15 protein-coding genes are annotated in these 17,311 nt (G+C 48.9%); 11 read left to right on the forward strand and 4 right to left on the reverse strand.

Going from position 1 to position 17,311, the window contains the following annotated elements; all coding sequences use genetic code 11:
• Positions 1 to 236: 236 nt before the first annotated feature.
• A complete protein-coding gene (locus K0504_RS14780) occupies positions 237 to 1,190 on the forward strand; it encodes a hypothetical protein (RefSeq protein WP_220104926.1) in 954 nt (317 codons plus the stop codon).
• Between the two features lie 20 nt (positions 1,191 to 1,210).
• Here K0504_RS14780 and K0504_RS14785 read toward each other — a convergent pair whose 3' ends face one another.
• Positions 1,211 to 2,593: a PhoH family protein gene (locus tag K0504_RS14785; RefSeq protein ID WP_220104927.1), complete on the reverse strand. Its 1,383-nt coding sequence runs from the start codon at positions 2,591 to 2,593 to the stop codon at positions 1,211 to 1,213.
• Between the two features lie 218 nt (positions 2,594 to 2,811).
• Between K0504_RS14785 and rapA the strand changes: the two genes are divergently transcribed.
• The 4 genes from rapA to K0504_RS14805 all read left to right on the forward strand — a co-directional run bounded on the left by rapA (position 2,812) and on the right by K0504_RS14805 (position 7,815).
• Entirely contained in the window at positions 2,812 to 5,709 is a 2,898-nt protein-coding gene (rapA, locus tag K0504_RS14790) for an RNA polymerase-associated protein RapA (RefSeq protein ID WP_220104928.1), read from the forward strand.
• A 74-nt stretch (positions 5,710 to 5,783) separates the two neighbouring features.
• A complete protein-coding gene (locus K0504_RS14795) occupies positions 5,784 to 6,458 on the forward strand; it encodes an RluA family pseudouridine synthase (protein WP_220104929.1) in 675 nt (224 codons plus the stop codon).
• Positions 6,459 to 6,511: 53 nt separating this feature from the next.
• Entirely contained in the window at positions 6,512 to 7,237 is a 726-nt protein-coding gene (locus tag K0504_RS14800; RefSeq protein WP_220104930.1) for a DUF3530 family protein, read from the forward strand.
• Positions 7,238 to 7,299: 62 nt separating this feature from the next.
• Complete coding sequence (locus K0504_RS14805; RefSeq protein WP_220104931.1) at positions 7,300 to 7,815, forward strand: hypothetical protein; 516 nt, start codon at positions 7,300 to 7,302, stop codon at positions 7,813 to 7,815.
• Positions 7,816 to 7,843: 28 nt separating this feature from the next.
• On the opposite strand, the gene djlA is transcribed toward K0504_RS14805, so the two are convergent.
• From djlA to K0504_RS14820, 3 genes are read right to left on the reverse strand one after another with little or no spacing between them, the layout of a single operon-like run.
• A complete protein-coding gene (gene djlA, locus K0504_RS14810; protein WP_220104979.1) occupies positions 7,844 to 8,662 on the reverse strand; it encodes a co-chaperone DjlA in 819 nt (272 codons plus the stop codon).
• Between the two features lies 1 nt (position 8,663).
• Entirely contained in the window at positions 8,664 to 9,356 is a 693-nt protein-coding gene (gene murU / locus K0504_RS14815) for an N-acetylmuramate alpha-1-phosphate uridylyltransferase MurU (protein WP_225918168.1), read from the reverse strand.
• Entirely contained in the window at positions 9,353 to 10,366 is a 1,014-nt protein-coding gene (locus K0504_RS14820) for an aminoglycoside phosphotransferase family protein (RefSeq protein ID WP_220104932.1), read from the reverse strand. Before K0504_RS14820 ends, murU begins: the two co-directional genes overlap by 4 nt.
• A gap of 118 nt (positions 10,367 to 10,484) precedes the next feature.
• Between K0504_RS14820 and lptD the strand changes: the two genes are divergently transcribed.
• The 6 genes from lptD to K0504_RS14850 all read left to right on the forward strand — a co-directional run bounded on the left by lptD (position 10,485) and on the right by K0504_RS14850 (position 17,290).
• Positions 10,485 to 12,809 (forward strand): LPS assembly protein LptD, encoded by a 2,325-nt coding sequence (gene lptD / locus K0504_RS14825; protein ID WP_220104933.1) that lies wholly within the window; start codon positions 10,485 to 10,487, stop codon positions 12,807 to 12,809.
• Positions 12,810 to 12,951: 142 nt separating this feature from the next.
• Positions 12,952 to 14,253: a peptidylprolyl isomerase SurA gene (surA, locus tag K0504_RS14830; RefSeq protein WP_225918169.1), complete on the forward strand. Its 1,302-nt coding sequence runs from the start codon at positions 12,952 to 12,954 to the stop codon at positions 14,251 to 14,253.
• Positions 14,254 to 14,259: 6 nt separating this feature from the next.
• Positions 14,260 to 15,264, forward strand: coding sequence for a 4-hydroxythreonine-4-phosphate dehydrogenase PdxA (gene pdxA / locus K0504_RS14835; protein WP_220104934.1), 1,005 nt, complete (start codon positions 14,260 to 14,262; stop codon positions 15,262 to 15,264).
• Entirely contained in the window at positions 15,261 to 16,094 is an 834-nt protein-coding gene (gene rsmA / locus K0504_RS14840; protein ID WP_220104935.1) for a 16S rRNA (adenine(1518)-N(6)/adenine(1519)-N(6))-dimethyltransferase RsmA, read from the forward strand. The genes pdxA and rsmA overlap by 4 nt, the downstream gene beginning before the upstream one ends.
• Complete coding sequence (gene apaG / locus K0504_RS14845) at positions 16,087 to 16,470, forward strand: Co2+/Mg2+ efflux protein ApaG (RefSeq protein WP_220104936.1); 384 nt, start codon at positions 16,087 to 16,089, stop codon at positions 16,468 to 16,470. Before rsmA ends, apaG begins: the two co-directional genes overlap by 8 nt.
• Before the next feature lie 10 nt (positions 16,471 to 16,480).
• Entirely contained in the window at positions 16,481 to 17,290 is an 810-nt protein-coding gene (locus K0504_RS14850) for a symmetrical bis(5'-nucleosyl)-tetraphosphatase (protein ID WP_220104937.1), read from the forward strand.
• Positions 17,291 to 17,311: the final 21 nt, after the last annotated feature.

Below are 17,311 nucleotides of genomic sequence, written 5' to 3' on the forward strand. Positions count from 1 at the left end.
GACGAAAACCCAGCCAAATCCACACCATCTTCACATTAGCCAGGAAAATGTGCAGACAATGTGAAGTTTCAGCCGTTATAAAAGACATATTGAGCCAACTCGACCGTTGGTATGAAGCGCTACAATGAAAAGCGGCAAGCAAGTGGCATGATCCTGCCGGCACAAGCAAGTTAATGTTTGCCCGTTTGCGCCGATAACAAGATGACAGATAACGCGATGAATCCGTAGGAGTGATTTTGACTCGACTGAGCTGCTATAGTGCGCTGCTTTTCAGCCTTGTGCTGACCAGTCTGCTCGTGCAGGCCAAGACGCAACAGCCAGCTCAGCGCGAGTACAATAAGATCACTCAAGGCGATCAAACCCTTGTCAGCTATGTTTGGCAAGACAGCAGAAAGACCGAGTATTACGTCAAGGCGTCTCTCGACACCAAGCTGATGTTAGACGCCAGCCGAGCGCTGCAACAGTTCAAACCACGCCACCTTGCCCGCTCGCTCAATCAAGCCGTTCGCAAAGCCGAGGTCGATCTGCCTGCCGGCGTTAATTTGCGCTTGGTCAACTCAGGCTACAGCTATTCAGTACACTTGGATGGCCGCGACGCTGACGACATTAAACAAGCCAAGCAAATCCTCCGCCGCCTCATTAACCAAACCGAGAATCAGTATTTAAAGGATCGGCACTTAACTAAATTCCAAGATGGTTACGGGATGCAAGGTATCATTCCCGATCACTTATATTACGCCCGCGCCAACCAGCAACCACTGGCTCCTTTAATCGGCGCTTTCTACAAGCAAGTGCATCAATTACCACCACACATTGCAATCGATCGCATTATCAGCTTTGTGCAGGCCATTCCATATAGTTCACTGGATCGAATTGAAAGCAGCTTCATCTCGCCAGCATCGGTCATCTTCGACAATAAAGGCGATTGTGATTCCAAAGCTGCGCTTGCCATTGCGCTCATTCGAGGCGTTTATCCGCGCCGCAAATTGGCGATTGTTTATCTAAAAAAGCATGCGCTATTAGCCGTAAATTTTGGCTACGACGTGCAGGGGGATTGGTTTAATCATGAGGGCGAACGTTGGCTACCTGCAGAAGTGGCTGGTCCAAGCGTATTGGCCATTGGTAAAACAAGCATCCAATCGAGCCGAGAATTGGCCGCAAGAGCGTTTAAGTTGGTGCCCGTTCCTTAACGAACGAGCACCAGATTTGACTACAGTTGTTCTTCAGCGAATGAAGCCAACCGACTACGTACCACGCCGTTAAGATAAACATGGGCCGCGCCATCAAAGCTCTTAAATCGCTCCGCGATATAAGTTAAACCGGACGTTACCGGCGTTAGGTAGTTACTATCAATTTGCGCCAAGTTACCAGAGCACACGATCTTAGTGCCTTCACCACAGCGCGTAATAATGGTTTTTAACTGGGACGCGGTCAGATTCTGACATTCATCGAGCAGCACCAAGGCATTTTGGATGCTTCGACCACGCATAAAGTTAACCGATTTAAACTGGATATTTGCTTTATCCATGATGTATTCCATCGAACCATCCGGCGATTCATCATGGCGATGCAGTACTTCCAGCGTATCGGTCACAGCGGCCAGCCAAGGCGCCATTTTCTCTTCTTCAGTACCAGGTAAGAAACCAATAGACTCGGCAATTTCAGGCGTATTTCGAGTCACGATGACTTTCGAATAAATGCCTTTTTCAACCACCATTTCTAACGCTGCAGCCAAAGCCAATAAAGTCTTGCCGCAACCCGCGGGGCCGGTTAACACCACCAAGTCCAAATTCGGATCGAGCAATGCGTCAAGCGCCATCCCTTGGTAGACGTTCTTCGGCTGAACGCCCCAAGCCTGACGGCCTAGTAATCGCTCGCGTCCTAAATCATGCAAGGTGACCTTGCCGTCACTTTTGGTAACGACTCGCGCAGCAAACTGTTCGCCATTATCAATAACATACTCATTGGGAAAGGCGTCCGGTAACACCGACTCATCGACGACATGGAAGGTGTCTCGGCCTTCTTGAAAGCTTTCAACTTCACCCACTTCATCCCAAAATCCATGATCGAGTTGACGAAATCCTTTGGACATCAAACTCACATCAGAAATCAGCTGATCGGTGCGGTAATCCTCCACATGTTGCATGCCTGCGCCTTTTGCTTTCAGACGCATGTTGATGTCTTTGGTCACCAACACCACGAGTTGCGGATCTTTTTCATTCTGCAAATACAAAGCGGTGTTAATGATGCGGTTGTCATTCTCTACTGCGGGCAAGAAGCCACTTTTTTCAGGAAGGGCATGATCGGGGTAAATCGACAAATGACCAGAGAGGGTTTCTTCTCCGGGCTTTTCTAACCTAACGCCTTCTGCGATTTGCTCTGGTGTTGCATCGCGCAGCGCATCATCAATAGCGCGAATGGCAATACGGGCATCGCGGCTGACGTCTTTACGTCGGTCTTTAATGTGGTCGAGTTCTTCTAAAACCGTCATCGGGATGATGACATCGTGCTCTTGAAAAGAGTAAATAGCGAGGGGTTCGTGCAGCAGTACGTTGGTATCGAGAATATAGACTTTCTTGTCTTCCTGACCCATAGGCAACTCCCACTGTTGGCCAATTGGTTAGTCTGTGAACTTAATCGTTCAGTTCTAGACTAAACTCTGTACTCCAAGATTGAAAGCGATTTATGAGCAAAACTTTGTAACCGTGGTCTCATCATAAAAGGCTTCGTTTTTGCCTCATTTTTCGGGTGATTGTCACCGCGAAATCCATTACTATTCGCGCCTTTCAAAAAACCGAACAGGCAGACTTTATGCCCCATGCAATTGGCCAACGTTGGCTTAGTGATAACGAATCTGAACTCGGAATAGGACTTCTTAGTGATTTTGATGGACGCACTGTAACTCTCTCGTTTCCGGCAACCGGTGAGCGACGTGTCTACAGTAAAAAGGATGCGCCCATTACCCGCTTAGCCTTTGCCGAAGGCGATGAGATTCGTCACTTAGACGATTGGCAATTGCGCGTGAGCAGTATTGAAGAAAAAAACGGCGTGCTGGTTTACTTTGGTACTCATACCGAAACCGGCGAAGAAACGGGCCTGCTAGAAACAGAAATTCACCCGGCCATTATTGTCAATAAGCCACAAGACCGCCTATTTGCTGGTCAGGTCGATCGGTTAGAACATTTCAATCTGCGTTACCAATGTTTGCAGCAGCGTGCCCGCTTACAAAGCTCAGAGTTACGCGGTTTGAACGGTGCTCGCATTGGCTTAATTCCTCATCAGCTTCATATTGCTAAAGAAGCAGGCCAACGTTATGCCCCTCGTTTGTTGCTGGCCGATGAAGTGGGCTTAGGCAAAACCATTGAAGCCGGCTTGATCTTGCATCAACAATTACTCACTGAACGTGCCAATCGAGTGTTAATTTTGGTGCCAGAGCCTCTGCTGCATCAATGGCTCGTCGAATTACTGCGCCGCTTCAATGTTGCGGCAGCCTTATTCGACAAAGAGCGGGTTGCATCGGCCATGCTCGACGGCTTAAATCCATTTGAAACCGAACAAGTGGTGCTGTGCCCGCAAACGTTATTAAACAACAAACAATATCAACAGGCAGCGGTGGACGCCGGCTGGGATCTATTGATTGTTGACGAAGCCCATCACCTGAGTTGGCAAGATGGTCAGCCGAGTCGAGCATACCGGCAAGTGGCCGAGTTAGCCGAAGAAACTCCCGGCTTATTATTGCTCACAGCAACACCTGATCAACTTGGCCACGAAGGCCATTTCGCTCGTCTACGTTTGCTCGATCCAAATCGATTTCACGATTACCAAGCCTTTGTTGATGAAGAAAAGGGTTACCAGCAAGTGGCTGATGCCGCTAATGCCCTGCTCGACAAACAGCTACTTAGCGAGCAACAACTCGGTTTGTTGAATGAGTTGATTAGTGAAAATGATATTGAGCCGCTCCTTAAATGTGTGCAAGACGAAGCGCTCGATAACGAATTACGTGAGCAAGCTCGCTCCGAATTGCTGCAACAATTACTCGATCGCCACGGCACAAGCCGCGTGCTGTTCCGTAATACTCGCGCGGCAATTCAAGGCTTTCCAAGTCGTCAGCTCAGCATAACCGAATTGCCGTTGCCGCAAGCTTATGAAACAGCATTGAAGGTTAACGTTAAAAATGATGCGCAATTGCAGCTCATGCAGATGCTGGCTCCCGAGCAAAGCTATAGCGAACTTGAAGGCGAAAGCGATGCTTGGTTGAAGATTGATCCACGACTCGACTGGCTAATTGACACACTTGCCGACGTGAAACCGGCAAAAGTATTGCTGATTTGTGCGCTCAAACGAACCGTACTGCAACTTGCCGAAGCGCTGCGCAATAAAACCGGCATGCAAGTGGCAGTGTTCCACGAAGACATGAGCATTGTAGAGCGCGACCGCGCTGCCGCTCATTTCGCATCTGATGAAGATGGCGCACAAATTCTACTGTGCTCAGAGATTGGTTCTGAAGGGCGAAACTTCCAGTTTGCACATCACCTCGTGTTATTTGATCTGCCACTCAATCCAGACTTATTGGAACAACGTATTGGCCGCCTCGATCGTATTGGTCAACAGCATGATATTCAGATCCATTTGCCAGTATTCAAAGGCACGGCTCAGCAGCGCCTGCTGCAGTGGCTCCATCAAGGCCTTAACGCCATTGAATCAACCCTGAGTATCGGCAAACAGATATATGATGAATTTGAAACATCATTGCTAGACGGTTTGCGCTTACAAGTGGATGACGAACACTGGCAGCAAACGCTGAACCACACCCGTCAGCGCCGCGATGAATTGATTGCCATATTAGAAAATGGACGCGACCGTTTGCTAGAAATCGGCTCGCGCGGCAAAGGCTCTGCCGAACAACTCGTTAGTGCCATTGCCAAGCAAGATGATGACGTGGTACTCACTCAGTTTATGCTTCGCTTATGGGATGTGTACGGCGTCAACCAAGATGAAAAAGGTGCTCAGTGCATTGCCCTGATGCCAAGTGAGGAAATGCTCGGCGGTGATTTACCGACCCTGACAGAAGAAGGTGCCACGGTCACGTTTGATCGCCAAACCGCTCTAAGCCGTGAAGAAGTGCAATTTCTTAGCTGGGATCACCCAATGGTCGCAGGCGCAGTGGATGCTATTCTTGGCACCACTACCGGCTCGACCAATGTCGCAGTGCTGAAGAATAAAGCCTTGCCGGAAGGCAGTTACATGTTGCAAGGGGTCTTCACGTTACATGCACCTGCTCCGGGGTATCTGCAATTAGCTCGCTTCCTACCGAGTGAGCCGATTCGTATTTTGTTTGATCGGAACAGCAATGATCTATCGGACAAAGTGGCTTTTGATCAGCTGTCACCACAGTTGAGCCCAATTGGTAAACACACCGCGACTAAGCTTGTGGCGGCACTTAGGCAACAACTTCCACCACTGTTGCGAAGTGCCGAAGCCGCCGCTCAGCAAAAAGCCGAATTAGCCATTGCGGATGCTACCACCCAACTGGATCAGTACTTCCGAGGCGAGTTAGATAGGCTCTCGGCATTGCAAGCCGTTAACCCTAATGTTCGCGACGATGAACTCGAGCACCTGCAATCTCAAGCTGAACAAGGGCTCGCAGCGTTATCTCAAGCGCAACTTAAGTTGGAATCAATTCAACTAATAGTGGTACACCACGCGTAACCATCTATTCGGATTAAACAGTGCGAGTTGACATACAATGGCAACTCGCCTGTTACTAACCACGACGCCCATTGATGTCTAAATTCGTTTATCAACCACCAACAACGCCCTACCTCGATGTGCTCTATCAAGATGACGACTTGGTGGTGTTGGATAAACCCAGTGGTTTATTGTCAGTTCCTGGTCGCTTGCCGGAACATCAAGATAGTTTGATGTTGCGCGTGCAACGTGCGTTGCCAACAGCCGTGGTGATTCACCGGTTAGACATGGCCACATCAGGCATTATGGTCATGCCATTGAACCGACCAGCAATGAGTCATCTGGCTCGGCAATTTCAAGAGCGGCTCACCACCAAGATTTACACAGCTTGGGTTGATGGCGAGGTCAACGCTGACGGAGGCCTTATCGATCAGCCATTGATTTGTGACTGGCCCAATCGCCCGAAGCAAATGGTGGATCATCAACAAGGTAAACCTGCACAAACGCTATGGCGCGCGTTGACAAAACGCTCCGACCGCAGCTTGATCGAATTACACCCTATTAGCGGTCGTTCTCATCAATTACGGGTTCACATGTTGCACTTAGGGCACACTATTCTTGGCGATCAACTTTACGGCACCGTTTGCCAAAAAGCGGCTGCGCCACGCTTACAACTTCACGCCAGCCAATTGCAGTTTACCCACCCGGTCACAGGGCAGCGGATGTGTTTTGACAGCCCCGCCAGCCAAGCGTTAGAGTTTCTTCAATAATCCAATGGGATAACAAAATCATTATGATCCGTTTGTGTTGTCTGCTGCTGTGCATGCTCTCAACCTTAGCAACCGCTGCCGACGCGCCGGCCGCCCCAGATGACTGGCCCATTGAAGCTCGGCGCGACATCAAATGGTTGAACATTAGCGGACAAACGCCGGTTCCAGCGTTATTACGTCATTCAGAAAGCGTTAATATCACTGGCAATGCGATTTTAATTCCAGAAGCCGGCAAGCAAGTTGTTTCCCCCTACCAGATGATGTATTTGCGACGCTCTTTAGCTGAACTAGGCTGGAACACCTTACTCATTGAACCTCCGCCGTGGCCGGATACCGACCAACCGCAATTCTGGAATGAGCACCGTCGTCAACTGACCGTCCGTATCAAAGCCGCGCTTGAGCTCACCGAAACGCTACGCGGTCGCACGCTTTTTATTGCCGAAGGATTGAGCGCTTCCAGCACCATGAAGATATTTTCTGATGGCGCATTAGCGCAACCGGAAGCCTTGGTGCTGCTGTCGCCCTATGTACCAGACGTGGCATTGAATCAGGAAATTATTGGCTGGTTTGGCCAGTCTGGTTATCCGCTCATGGATTTCTATACCTCGTTTGACAATCGCTGGGCGCAAAGCACGGTCACCCAAAGAGCCACCGCAGCCCGCAAGCAAGTTCGGCTTGATTTTCGGCAAGTCAATTTAGCCGTTCCTCCGCCAAACGATAGCGCTCAACGCTGGCTAACCCGACAAATCCATGGCTGGATCGATCATCTAGGTTGGTAAAGTCAGATCCTTGCCTATACTGAAATGACATAACAAAAAGAATTCATTTCAGGGATCTGAACATGCGATACGTAGCGGCGGCAAGTTTGCTAGCGGCACTGGCTTCAACGCCAGCGTTGGCAACTGATGATGCCTCGCTTACTGTTCCGCATCCTGTCAGCAATACTCAATTCCTTTCCCCCGTATCCACCACTGGCTTTTGGCAAGTTGCAGGCTCAGGACAGTTCCACGTTTCAGAAAACGTCACCTTCACCGTCGATTACCTGCATTATCAGCCCGGTGCTCAAATCCAAACATCGAAAGAACCTGATGCCATTAATTTGCGCGGTGCCTACGACTTTTCAAGTCACTGGCAGGGCTTTGTGCAAGTGGCGGGAGGGACGTTCATCATGGCCGATCCCAACACCGCCATGGCGCTGCGCGAGCAGTCGGCAGAAACCATGAACTTTGGCGGTGGCGTTCGCTACAGTTTTGGCAATGGTATGTATTTAGAAGGCGTGGTGCAGTTAGCGGAGCCAGCCGATGATGTAGAAGAATTCGGCCTAAATCCGCTGATGTCGGTGGGCTATCAGTTTTAATTACGTTACTGTAAAAATCATCAACCCGTTAGCTAACCGATTTTTTTATCAGCTCGTAAGCTGCTTGAATATCCTGGGTTTTTTCTTTCGCTAACTCTAATGCTTCTTTCGGTACCCCTTTGGCCATCAACTTGTCAGGATGATGCTGCGCCATCAACTTACGATAGGCTTTTTTCACCGCTGCAAAATCAGCATCCTGACTCATCCCCAAAATCTGATAGGCCTGTGCCAGTTGTTGTTGCGCATTCGGTTGATGCTTGCCGTGGGCATGTTGTCGAAAGCCATGTTCAGCTTGCCACATCGAAAATAACTGATCGAGCGAAGCGCGAGCAAAGCCCAGTTCATCCGCAATGGTATACAAGATTCGTTGTTCGCGAGTGTGCAATTCACCATCAGCAAAAGCAGCCTGCAATTGAATTTCTAAAAACACCTGCATCACATCGTGTCGACCAAAACAGGCTTCTTTAAACTCACGCAGATTCTGTCGCAGAGGAAATCCGGCCAGTCGTCCTTCTCGGTGCGCCTCTTGCATTTCCCGTCGGCGCTCTCCTTCAAGCCCCATCCGATCCATGAGTGAATTGGCAATAGCAATATCCGCTTGCGTTACTTGCCCACTCGCTTTGGCAATATGGCCCATCACGGCATACGTACAATGCAGAAACAGCATGTGATTCGTCAGCGAAGAGCGGTCTTGGTTAAACATACCGCCAAAGCCACCGCGCTGAGTAAATTCGCGAGCCATGCCTTTATCAAACATATGGCCGATCCAAAGACCAGCAACGGCACCAATAATATGGCCAAACATAAAGCCAAAAATAAAACCGAGCAATTTACCGGCAAAAGGCATGCTACGCCCCCACACGTTGATTAAGTTCGAGTAGCCGCTGCGGCGTGCCAACATCGCACCACTGTCCTTGGTGGTGCCACGCGGCAATGGAGCGATTATTCAGCTGAGCTTTTAAAAGCGGCGCTAAAGCCGCCTTGCCAGGCACACAGTCGGCAAACAGACGGGGAGAATAAACGCCGATACCAGCATACGTCAGGCTATTACTGGCTTGTTTTTGTTCCAAAAATCCATCTTTGCCCATGGCAAAGTCGCCTTGAGGATTATGTTCTGGATTCGTCACCAAGACTAATTTAGCTAATTCATGGTCTGCTAAGGTTACCGTTTGCGCAAATGACCAATCCGACCAAACATCACCATTAACTAACCAGAACGGCGCATCGCCCAACAAGGGCAACGCTTTCACAATGCCTCCGGCCGTTTCAAGTGCGCCGTCCAGTTCATGGGAATAGAGAATAGTCAGCCCGAATTGATGACCATCGGCTAAGGCTCGCTCTATCACATCGCCTAAATGAGCCAAATTAATAATGACCCGTTTAACGCCTGCTGCAGCCAACCGTTCGAGGTGCCACACAATCAGCGGTTTGCCAGCTACCGTCAACATCGGTTTTGGCGTGGTATCCGTGAGTGGTCGCATCCGTTCACCGCGGCCTGCAGCTAAGATCATGGCCGTATCAATCACGCCAGATTGGCTCATCGCTTAGCCTGCCAAGCAGGTAACACGCGCTGCAAAACAAAATCAGCTAGGGCTGCGGTTTGTTGATACTTTGCGGCAATACGTGCGATATAACCTAGCGTGCGTGGCACGTCATCGAGGTAACCTTGTTTGCCATCGCGGTGACACAAGCGGCAGAAAATGCCACTGGCTTTAATGTGACGCTGAATGCCCATCAAATCGAACCAACGGACCAATGTAGCGTCTTCGGTCTCAGGCATCAGACCAGCAGATTGTGCTTGAACTGCCCACAGGCGTAATTGTTGATAGACAAAGTCATCAGGCCATTCGATATAGCAATCGCGCAACAATGACACCAAATCATAGGTAATCGGGCCGAGCACGGCATCTTGAAAATCAATCACGCCAACTTCGGCATCATCGCCTAAGCCAAGCAACATAATATTGCGGGCATGATAGTCGCGGTGCACACCAACTTGTGGCTGAGCCAGCGCATTGTCGGTAATGGCGCTAAAGGCCTGTGCAACGGATTGCTGTTCACGCTCGGTCATTGCCAGCTGCAAATGCGTGCCTAATAGCCAGTCGGTAAACAAACTATTTTCGCGCGCAATATGTGCAGAGTCGAACGCAGGTAAAGCACCTGCAGGTGTCGCACGGACTTTAGCAATGTCGATAAGTGGACGAATAGCCAAAGGGTACCAATGGCCGTTGTTGTTAGGGGTAAGCTCGTCTAATAGCAGTCGATTGCCAAAATCTTCAAGGCACATAAAGCCTTGCTCAGCATCCGCCGCAATAACTTGAGGAACCCGTATCGATTGCTGCTGAAACGCATCGGCCACGCGTAAAAACAAGCCGCAATCTTCATGAGGCGCAGGCGCATCTACCGCAATTAGCGACGATGATTCACCCAACACACGAAAATAACGACGAAAACTAGCATCACCAGAAACCAGTTCGATGGCCAAATTCGGGTTATTCAGAGCATTTTGTAACCAAGCGCTAAGCGCCTGCTCACGCTGTTGTTTATTCATTGACTTCAAGAGGAGACATCCATAGCAGTCGAGACTAAGATGAATTATGATTACGCCGCAACATTAGCAGCTTACCAGATCAGAACTCAACTTAGAGTTGAACTTTAGGGACGTCAACTTGAGCACACGCCGTAATACCGACGTATTCGTCATCCTGAGCCTACTTTTTTCAGCACCAACATGGGCCAATAGCACGACCGACGAGGAGCCCGTAGCAGAAGACGTTACCGGCCAATGCCTATCTTCAGCCGTTCAAGTTGATGCAGGGATCAATTTCGCGCCAGTCGATGAAAATTTACCGTTGACGATTTCCGCCGACAATGTCAGCGGAGATCACCAAAACAAACTTGCGTTTACTGGGCAAGTGAAAGTAACTCGTGGCCAGCATTCACTAACGGCTGAACAAGCCACCATGGATCGCCAAACACAGCAACTTGAGGCTACTGGCAACGTTCATTATCAGGCTCCCAACATTGTTGTTGATTCCAGTAACTTGTCAGCTAATGGCGCGAGTAGTGTCATAACGATGAGTGAGTCGAGTTATCAAATGGTCAATAACCCGACCCACGGCTCAGCAGAACACATCGAAATTCGCCAGAACGATAAGAAATTTGTGTTGATTGACGGTAGCTTTACCACTTGTCCCAAAGGGGATGAGAGCTGGGTGATGAATGCCGATGAAATTCAACTCGATGGCCAAAGCGAGTGGGGCGAAGCACGCAACTCAGTGATACGCGTTGGCAACGTGCCTGTGTTATGGCTGCCGTACATGACCTTTCCGCTGTCAGATAAGCGTAAAAGTGGCCTACTCTTTCCCACAATATCCAATAGCAGTCGCAACGGCTTAGATCTAAGGCAACCCTATTATTGGAACATAGCGCCAAACGTTGATGCCACCTTAACACCACGTTATATCGGTAATTCAGGCACACAATTAGGCACCGAGATCCGCTATTTGCGCGAGAAACAATACAACCAGTTCAACTTAGAATATTTATCATCCGATGACGCCATCGCCAGTGATGACGAACGCTACTTATACCGTTGGCTACACCAAGGTCGTTTCACCGACAACATTCGCAGCTTCGTTGAGTACACGGCTGTATCTGATGATAACTATTTCAATGATTTAGGCAGCGATGTTGCCAGTGAAACCGACAACCGACTAGAACGAATCGGTCAAGTTAGTTTTTTGTCTGAACAATTCGACAGTAACATCACCGTGACCGACTTTGATATTTTCGGCGACACGCCTGATGTCTATCGGCAGTTACCACGAGTCGACTTCACTTACCGACTTCCTTATCTCAACGAATGGTTCAATGCCGAGATCTATGGTGAGTACAATCGCTTTGATCATACGGATAACGACACGGTTACCGCTGATCGTTTTCATGTCGAACCAACAATTACCTACAACTGGCATTCACCCGCAGCTGAATTTGAAGCCGAAGCCAAGATTTATCAAACCTACTATGACCAAGATACGGTTGACGATGAATACAGCTCATCAGTTAATCGTACCCTGCCGTCATTACGCCTGTATGGTCAGCTGAATTTTGAGCGCGAGATTAGCTGGTTTGGTAACGACTACACTCAACGACTCGAGCCGCAGGTTCAGTACCTACTGATTGGTCATCAACAACAAGATGAAATTGGCCTATACGATACAGTTGCACTGCGCGAGGATGTGCATGGCTTGTATCGTGATCGCCGCTTCAGTGGTTTAGATCGAATCGCCGACACCAATCAAATTACCTTGGGTGCAACCACACGCTTATTTAATAGCGACAATAAAGAAACCTTACGGTTTTCATTCGGTCAAATTTTCTATTTTGACGAAAGCAAAATCATTGAAGAGTTATCAGGTCGCAAAGTTGAAGACACCAGTGCGTTTGCAACAGCACTCGACACTTATTTCGGGGACTACAGTATTCACGCCGAATACCGCTACAACTTTGAGCGCAGTGATACCGATGCTTCCAGTATTTTGGTCAACTACTCGCCAGGTGAGCGAAAATTGATTCAATTGGGATATCGCTATTCGCCAGAGCCCCTGAACTTTACCAATGAGTCGGACGATCCTCTCGACAGCCGGGAGATCAACCAACTCGGCTCAGTGGTTAGCTGGCCTCTCTCCGATCGCTATCAACTGGTTGCCAGCCATTATCGCGATACAGATTTGAAGCGGTCAGTCGAAACTTTGGCTGGCATTCAATATCAATCGTGTTGTTGGGCTGTGCGTTTGGTGTATCAGCGTAACCTCAACACCAATTTCCCAGATGAAAATGAATCCTTGTCGGATCGTGACGCATATGACTCGGGCATTGCCCTGCAGTTTGAATTAAAAGGCTTAGGCGGTAATCGCGACAGCAGTGGTCACTCAACCATGATTGATCAGTCGCTCTTTGGCTACCGTAAAAATTACTACCTGAACAACTAACGTGACATTGAATATAACTGGGGTTGCAAGCCTGTGGGCGAAAGGTCAACAGGCTAATTAAATTGTGTTAATCTCGTGCCCTGTCGAACGCCTCTGAACTTAGTGAGTTTGGGCTGGCAAACAAATAATCGAAGTAGAAATCATGATGAAACGAATTACTCTCAGCGCTATTAAAGCTCTTGCCGTGGCGCTAGCGCTTCAGTCCTCAGCAATTGCCGAGCCACAACTTATTGATCGTGTTGTTGTTCGGGTCAACAACTCGGTAGTCCTAGAAAGCGAAGTTCAGCGCATGTTGGAAGATGTTAAAGCCCGCGCTTTAGACGCTGGACAAACACTGCCGCGCGATAGTGTCCTGCGCACTCAAATCACCGAGCGCTTGGTTGATCGTAAATTACAACTCTCCATGGCTGATCGGATGGGACTTCGCATTTCAGATGCTCAACTCGATCAAACTATTACCAGTGTGGCGGCCCAAGAAGGCATGACCATTGAGCAAATGCGCGCAGAGATTGAATCTGGCGGCAGCAGCTATCAGCTTTATCGCGAAGAGATCCGCGATGAATTGGTCATTGGTGACGTAACGCGCATGGCGGTTCGCAATCGCATTAATGTTTCGCCACAGGAAGTTGAAGGCCTTGCCAAAATGTTGGAAGAGCAAAGCCAAAATAACCGTGAGATGCATTTTGGCCACATTATGGTGATTGCAGATACGGATTCCAGTAAACAAGAAATTGAAGATGCTGAAGCCCGCATCAATAAAATCCTGAGCCTGTTAAAAGAAGAAGGCTCTGATTTCCGCCGTCAAGCAACCACATCATCGCAAGGACCAAAAGCGTTGGAAGGTGGTGATTGGGGTTGGATGAACATTAACGAAGTGCCCACCATTTTTGCCGATTCATTGCGCAATGCCGACAAAGGCGATTTGCTTGGTCCTGTTCGCAGCCCAGTCGGCTTTCACTTAATCAAAGTATTTGATGTGCGTGGTGTCGAAGCCGTTGAGCTTGAAGAAATTCACTCTCGCCACATCTTACTTAAGCCATCGATCATCATGAGCGAAGCCAAAGCTCGTTCAATGTTGCAGTCATTCGTCAAAGAATTACGCCAAGACGACAGCAAATTTGCAGAGCTGGCTGAAGAGTATTCAGAAGATCCAGGTTCAGCAGCCAATGGCGGTGATTTAGGTTGGGCCAATCCAGCGATGTATGTACCCGAATTTTCGGCACAACTTGGTGCGTTAGAAAAGAACCAAATTAGTGAGCCGTTCCGCACAACGCACGGTTGGCATATTGTTCAGTTGCTTGATAAGCGCATTCTCGATGCCTCAGAGCAACGCTGGGCAGACCGAGCTTATCAAATGATCGCCAAACGTAAATTTACCGAAGAGTCAGCAACATGGTTACGCGAAATGCGTGAATCTGCTTACATTGATGTCATCGACGAGTAAGCGCGAATGACATTACGTATCGCCATTACACCAGGAGAGCCCGCTGGCATCGGTCCAGATTTAGTCTTGAAGTTAGCTCAGCGAGACTGGCCAGTGCAATTGGTGGTTTGCGGCAATATAGAACTAATGCAACAACGGGCGGCACAGCTTGGCCTTCCCGTTTCGTTGCAGCATTACGATGCGAGCCAGCCGGCAGAGCCTTCAGTAGCCGGCACTTTGCACGTTGCAAATCATTCACTCGCAGCGCCGGTAGAAGCTGGCACATTGTCACCTGATAATGGCCCGTATGTTCTAGACACGTTGCTAACCGCTATTAACGGCAATATGAGCGGTGAATTTAGTGCCGTCGTCACTGGCCCTGTGCATAAAGGCGTGATCAACGAAGCTGGAATTTCTTTTAGTGGTCACACCGAATTTTTTGCGCAGCACGCCAATACGCCAGATGTCGTGATGATGCTAGCAACCGAAGGTTTGCGCGTAGCATTAGTGACCACTCACATTCCTCTGGCCTATGTTTCTAAAGCGATTACTGCCGATCGGGTAGAAAAAATAATTCGGATCCTGCACCACGATTTGCAGGAAAAATTTGCCATTGCCAACCCTCGAATTTACGTGTGTGGCCTGAACCCTCACGCCGGCGAAGATGGTCATTTAGGTACCGAAGAAATCACGACCATCAACCCGGTCGTGACTCAATTGCGAGAGCAAGGCATGGACTTAGTGGGTTGCTTGCCAGCCGACACGCTGTTCCAACCCAAATATTTAGATAACGCAGATGCTGTATTGGCTATGTATCACGATCAGGGCTTACCGGTGCTTAAAGCACGCGGCTTTGGCGCCTCGATGAACATCACCCTTGGCCTGCCATTTATTCGCACATCGGTTGATCACGGCACTGCACTTGAGCTTGCTGGCTCAGGCAATGCTGATGAAGGCAGCCTGATTGTCGCCTTATCTGAAGCCATTAAAATGGCTACAGCGCGAGCAGAACAAAAAGAGGCATCCGCGTGAACCAACGTAATCATTTAGGTCATACCGCTCGTAAGCGATTCGGCCAGAATTTCTTGACCGACACCCACGTTATTGATGGTATCGTTCGTGCCATTAATCCGCAGCCAGATGATACTCTGGTGGAAATTGGCCCTGGCTTAGGAGCCCTCACAGAGCCAGTTGCCGAAGTCGCGGATCATTTGCATGTGGTAGAGCTCGATCGCGATTTGGCTAAACGCCTGCGCCATCACCCGTTTATCGCCAGCAAACTGACCGTGCATGAAGGCGATGCGCTCAAGTTCGATTTTCGTCAGCTTTGCCAAGACGGCAAAAAAATCAAAGTATTCGGTAACCTGCCTTATAACGTATCGACGCCCTTAATTTTTCACCTGCTCACGTTTCAAGACAGCATTGAGAACATGCACTTCATGTTGCAAAAGGAAGTGGTCGTTCGCATGGCTGCAGGCCCTGGCAGTAAAGCCTATGGTCGCCTGTCAGTGATGACTCAATATTACTGTAAAGCTGTGCCTGTATTGGAAGTGCCGCCGACGGCTTTTAAACCATCACCAAAAGTCGACAGCGCTGTGGTTCGCTTAATTCCTGCGCCACCACGTTGGCCTGCAGACAATATTTCGATGCTTGAGCAAGTCGTCAGTGATGCATTTAATCAACGACGCAAAACTCTTCGTAACAGCTTAAAACGAAAGATTTCTGCAGATTCGTTACAACAACTTGGGATTGATCCTGGCTTACGCCCTGAGCAGATCTCCATCGAGCAGTTCGTAGAAATAAGTAATTATGTGAATCAGCATGGCTCGGTTGAAGACAACGCGGCAGAATCTCATGACTAAAACCTTAAGTGATTCGATTTCCATTAAAGTTGAAGTCAGTTACTTAGAGCGGCAATCGCTCCCCGATCAAGACCACTATTTATTTGCTTATAACATCACCATTACCAATCATGGTGATGAGCCTGCCAAGCTGATGACCCGCCATTGGCAAATTACCAATGGCGATGGCGAAGTGAATACAGTTGACGGCCCTGGTGTTGTTGGCAAGCAGCCCGATATCGCAAGTGGCGAACAATTTGCCTATACCAGCAGTGCCGTTATTGAAACAGCCGTCGGCACCATGCATGGCCATTACACATTCTGTAGCCAATCAGGCACAGTGTTTGATGTTCCTATTCCTGCTTTTCGTTTAGCTTCGCCCAACACACTCCATTAGGAGGCAACGCTTGGCGCTTTACTTAGTCGGTGATATTCAGGGCTGCTTTGATGAATTGCAGTTACTGCTCCAGCAAGTTGATTTTGGCAGCGACGATACTCTCTGGCTGACGGGCGATCTAGTGGCGCGCGGGCCTAAGTCTCTCAAGACATTGCGTTGGGTTAAACAGCAACCAAATGTCCATACCGTGCTGGGCAACCACGATCTGCATTTGTTGGCGGTTGCCGAAGGCATTAAGCCAGCAAAAGCCAAAGATAAAATCGATTCGATTTTGACTGCGAAAGATCGCGATGAATTAATGCAATGGTTGCGTCAACAACCTTTATTGATGCGCCATCCTGACTTTCCCATTGTTATGACTCACGCCGGTATTTACCCACGCTGGAGCGTTGAGCAAGCCGATATGCTGGCTCAAGAAGTCTCACAACAGCTACGGGGCAAACATTACCTCTCGCTACTCCAAGCAATGTACGGTGACTCACCTGCTATTTGGTCATATCAGCTTATCGGCCCAGAGCGCTGGCGTTTTGTTATTAATGCACTGACGCGGATGCGTTTTTGTCACCCCAATGGCACATTGGAGTTAAATACTAAAGTCAGCCCAGAACATGCCGATGAGTTATTAACGCCATGGTTTGAATTGCATCATCAGCATCAATGTAATAGCCATAATTATGTCTTTGGGCATTGGGCTTCGTTGATGGGAAAAACTAATGAAAGTAGATACATAGCACTTGATACTGGGTGTGTTTGGGGCAATGAACTCACCATGCTGTGTTGGCAGTCTGGCAAGTATTTCAAACAGCAAATGCTGTCCTGATTGCGCCAAAACCATAGATAA

The sequence above is a fragment of the Neiella holothuriorum genome, assembly GCF_019457915.1.
GTDB lineage: Bacteria > Pseudomonadota > Gammaproteobacteria > Enterobacterales > Neiellaceae > Neiella > Neiella holothuriorum.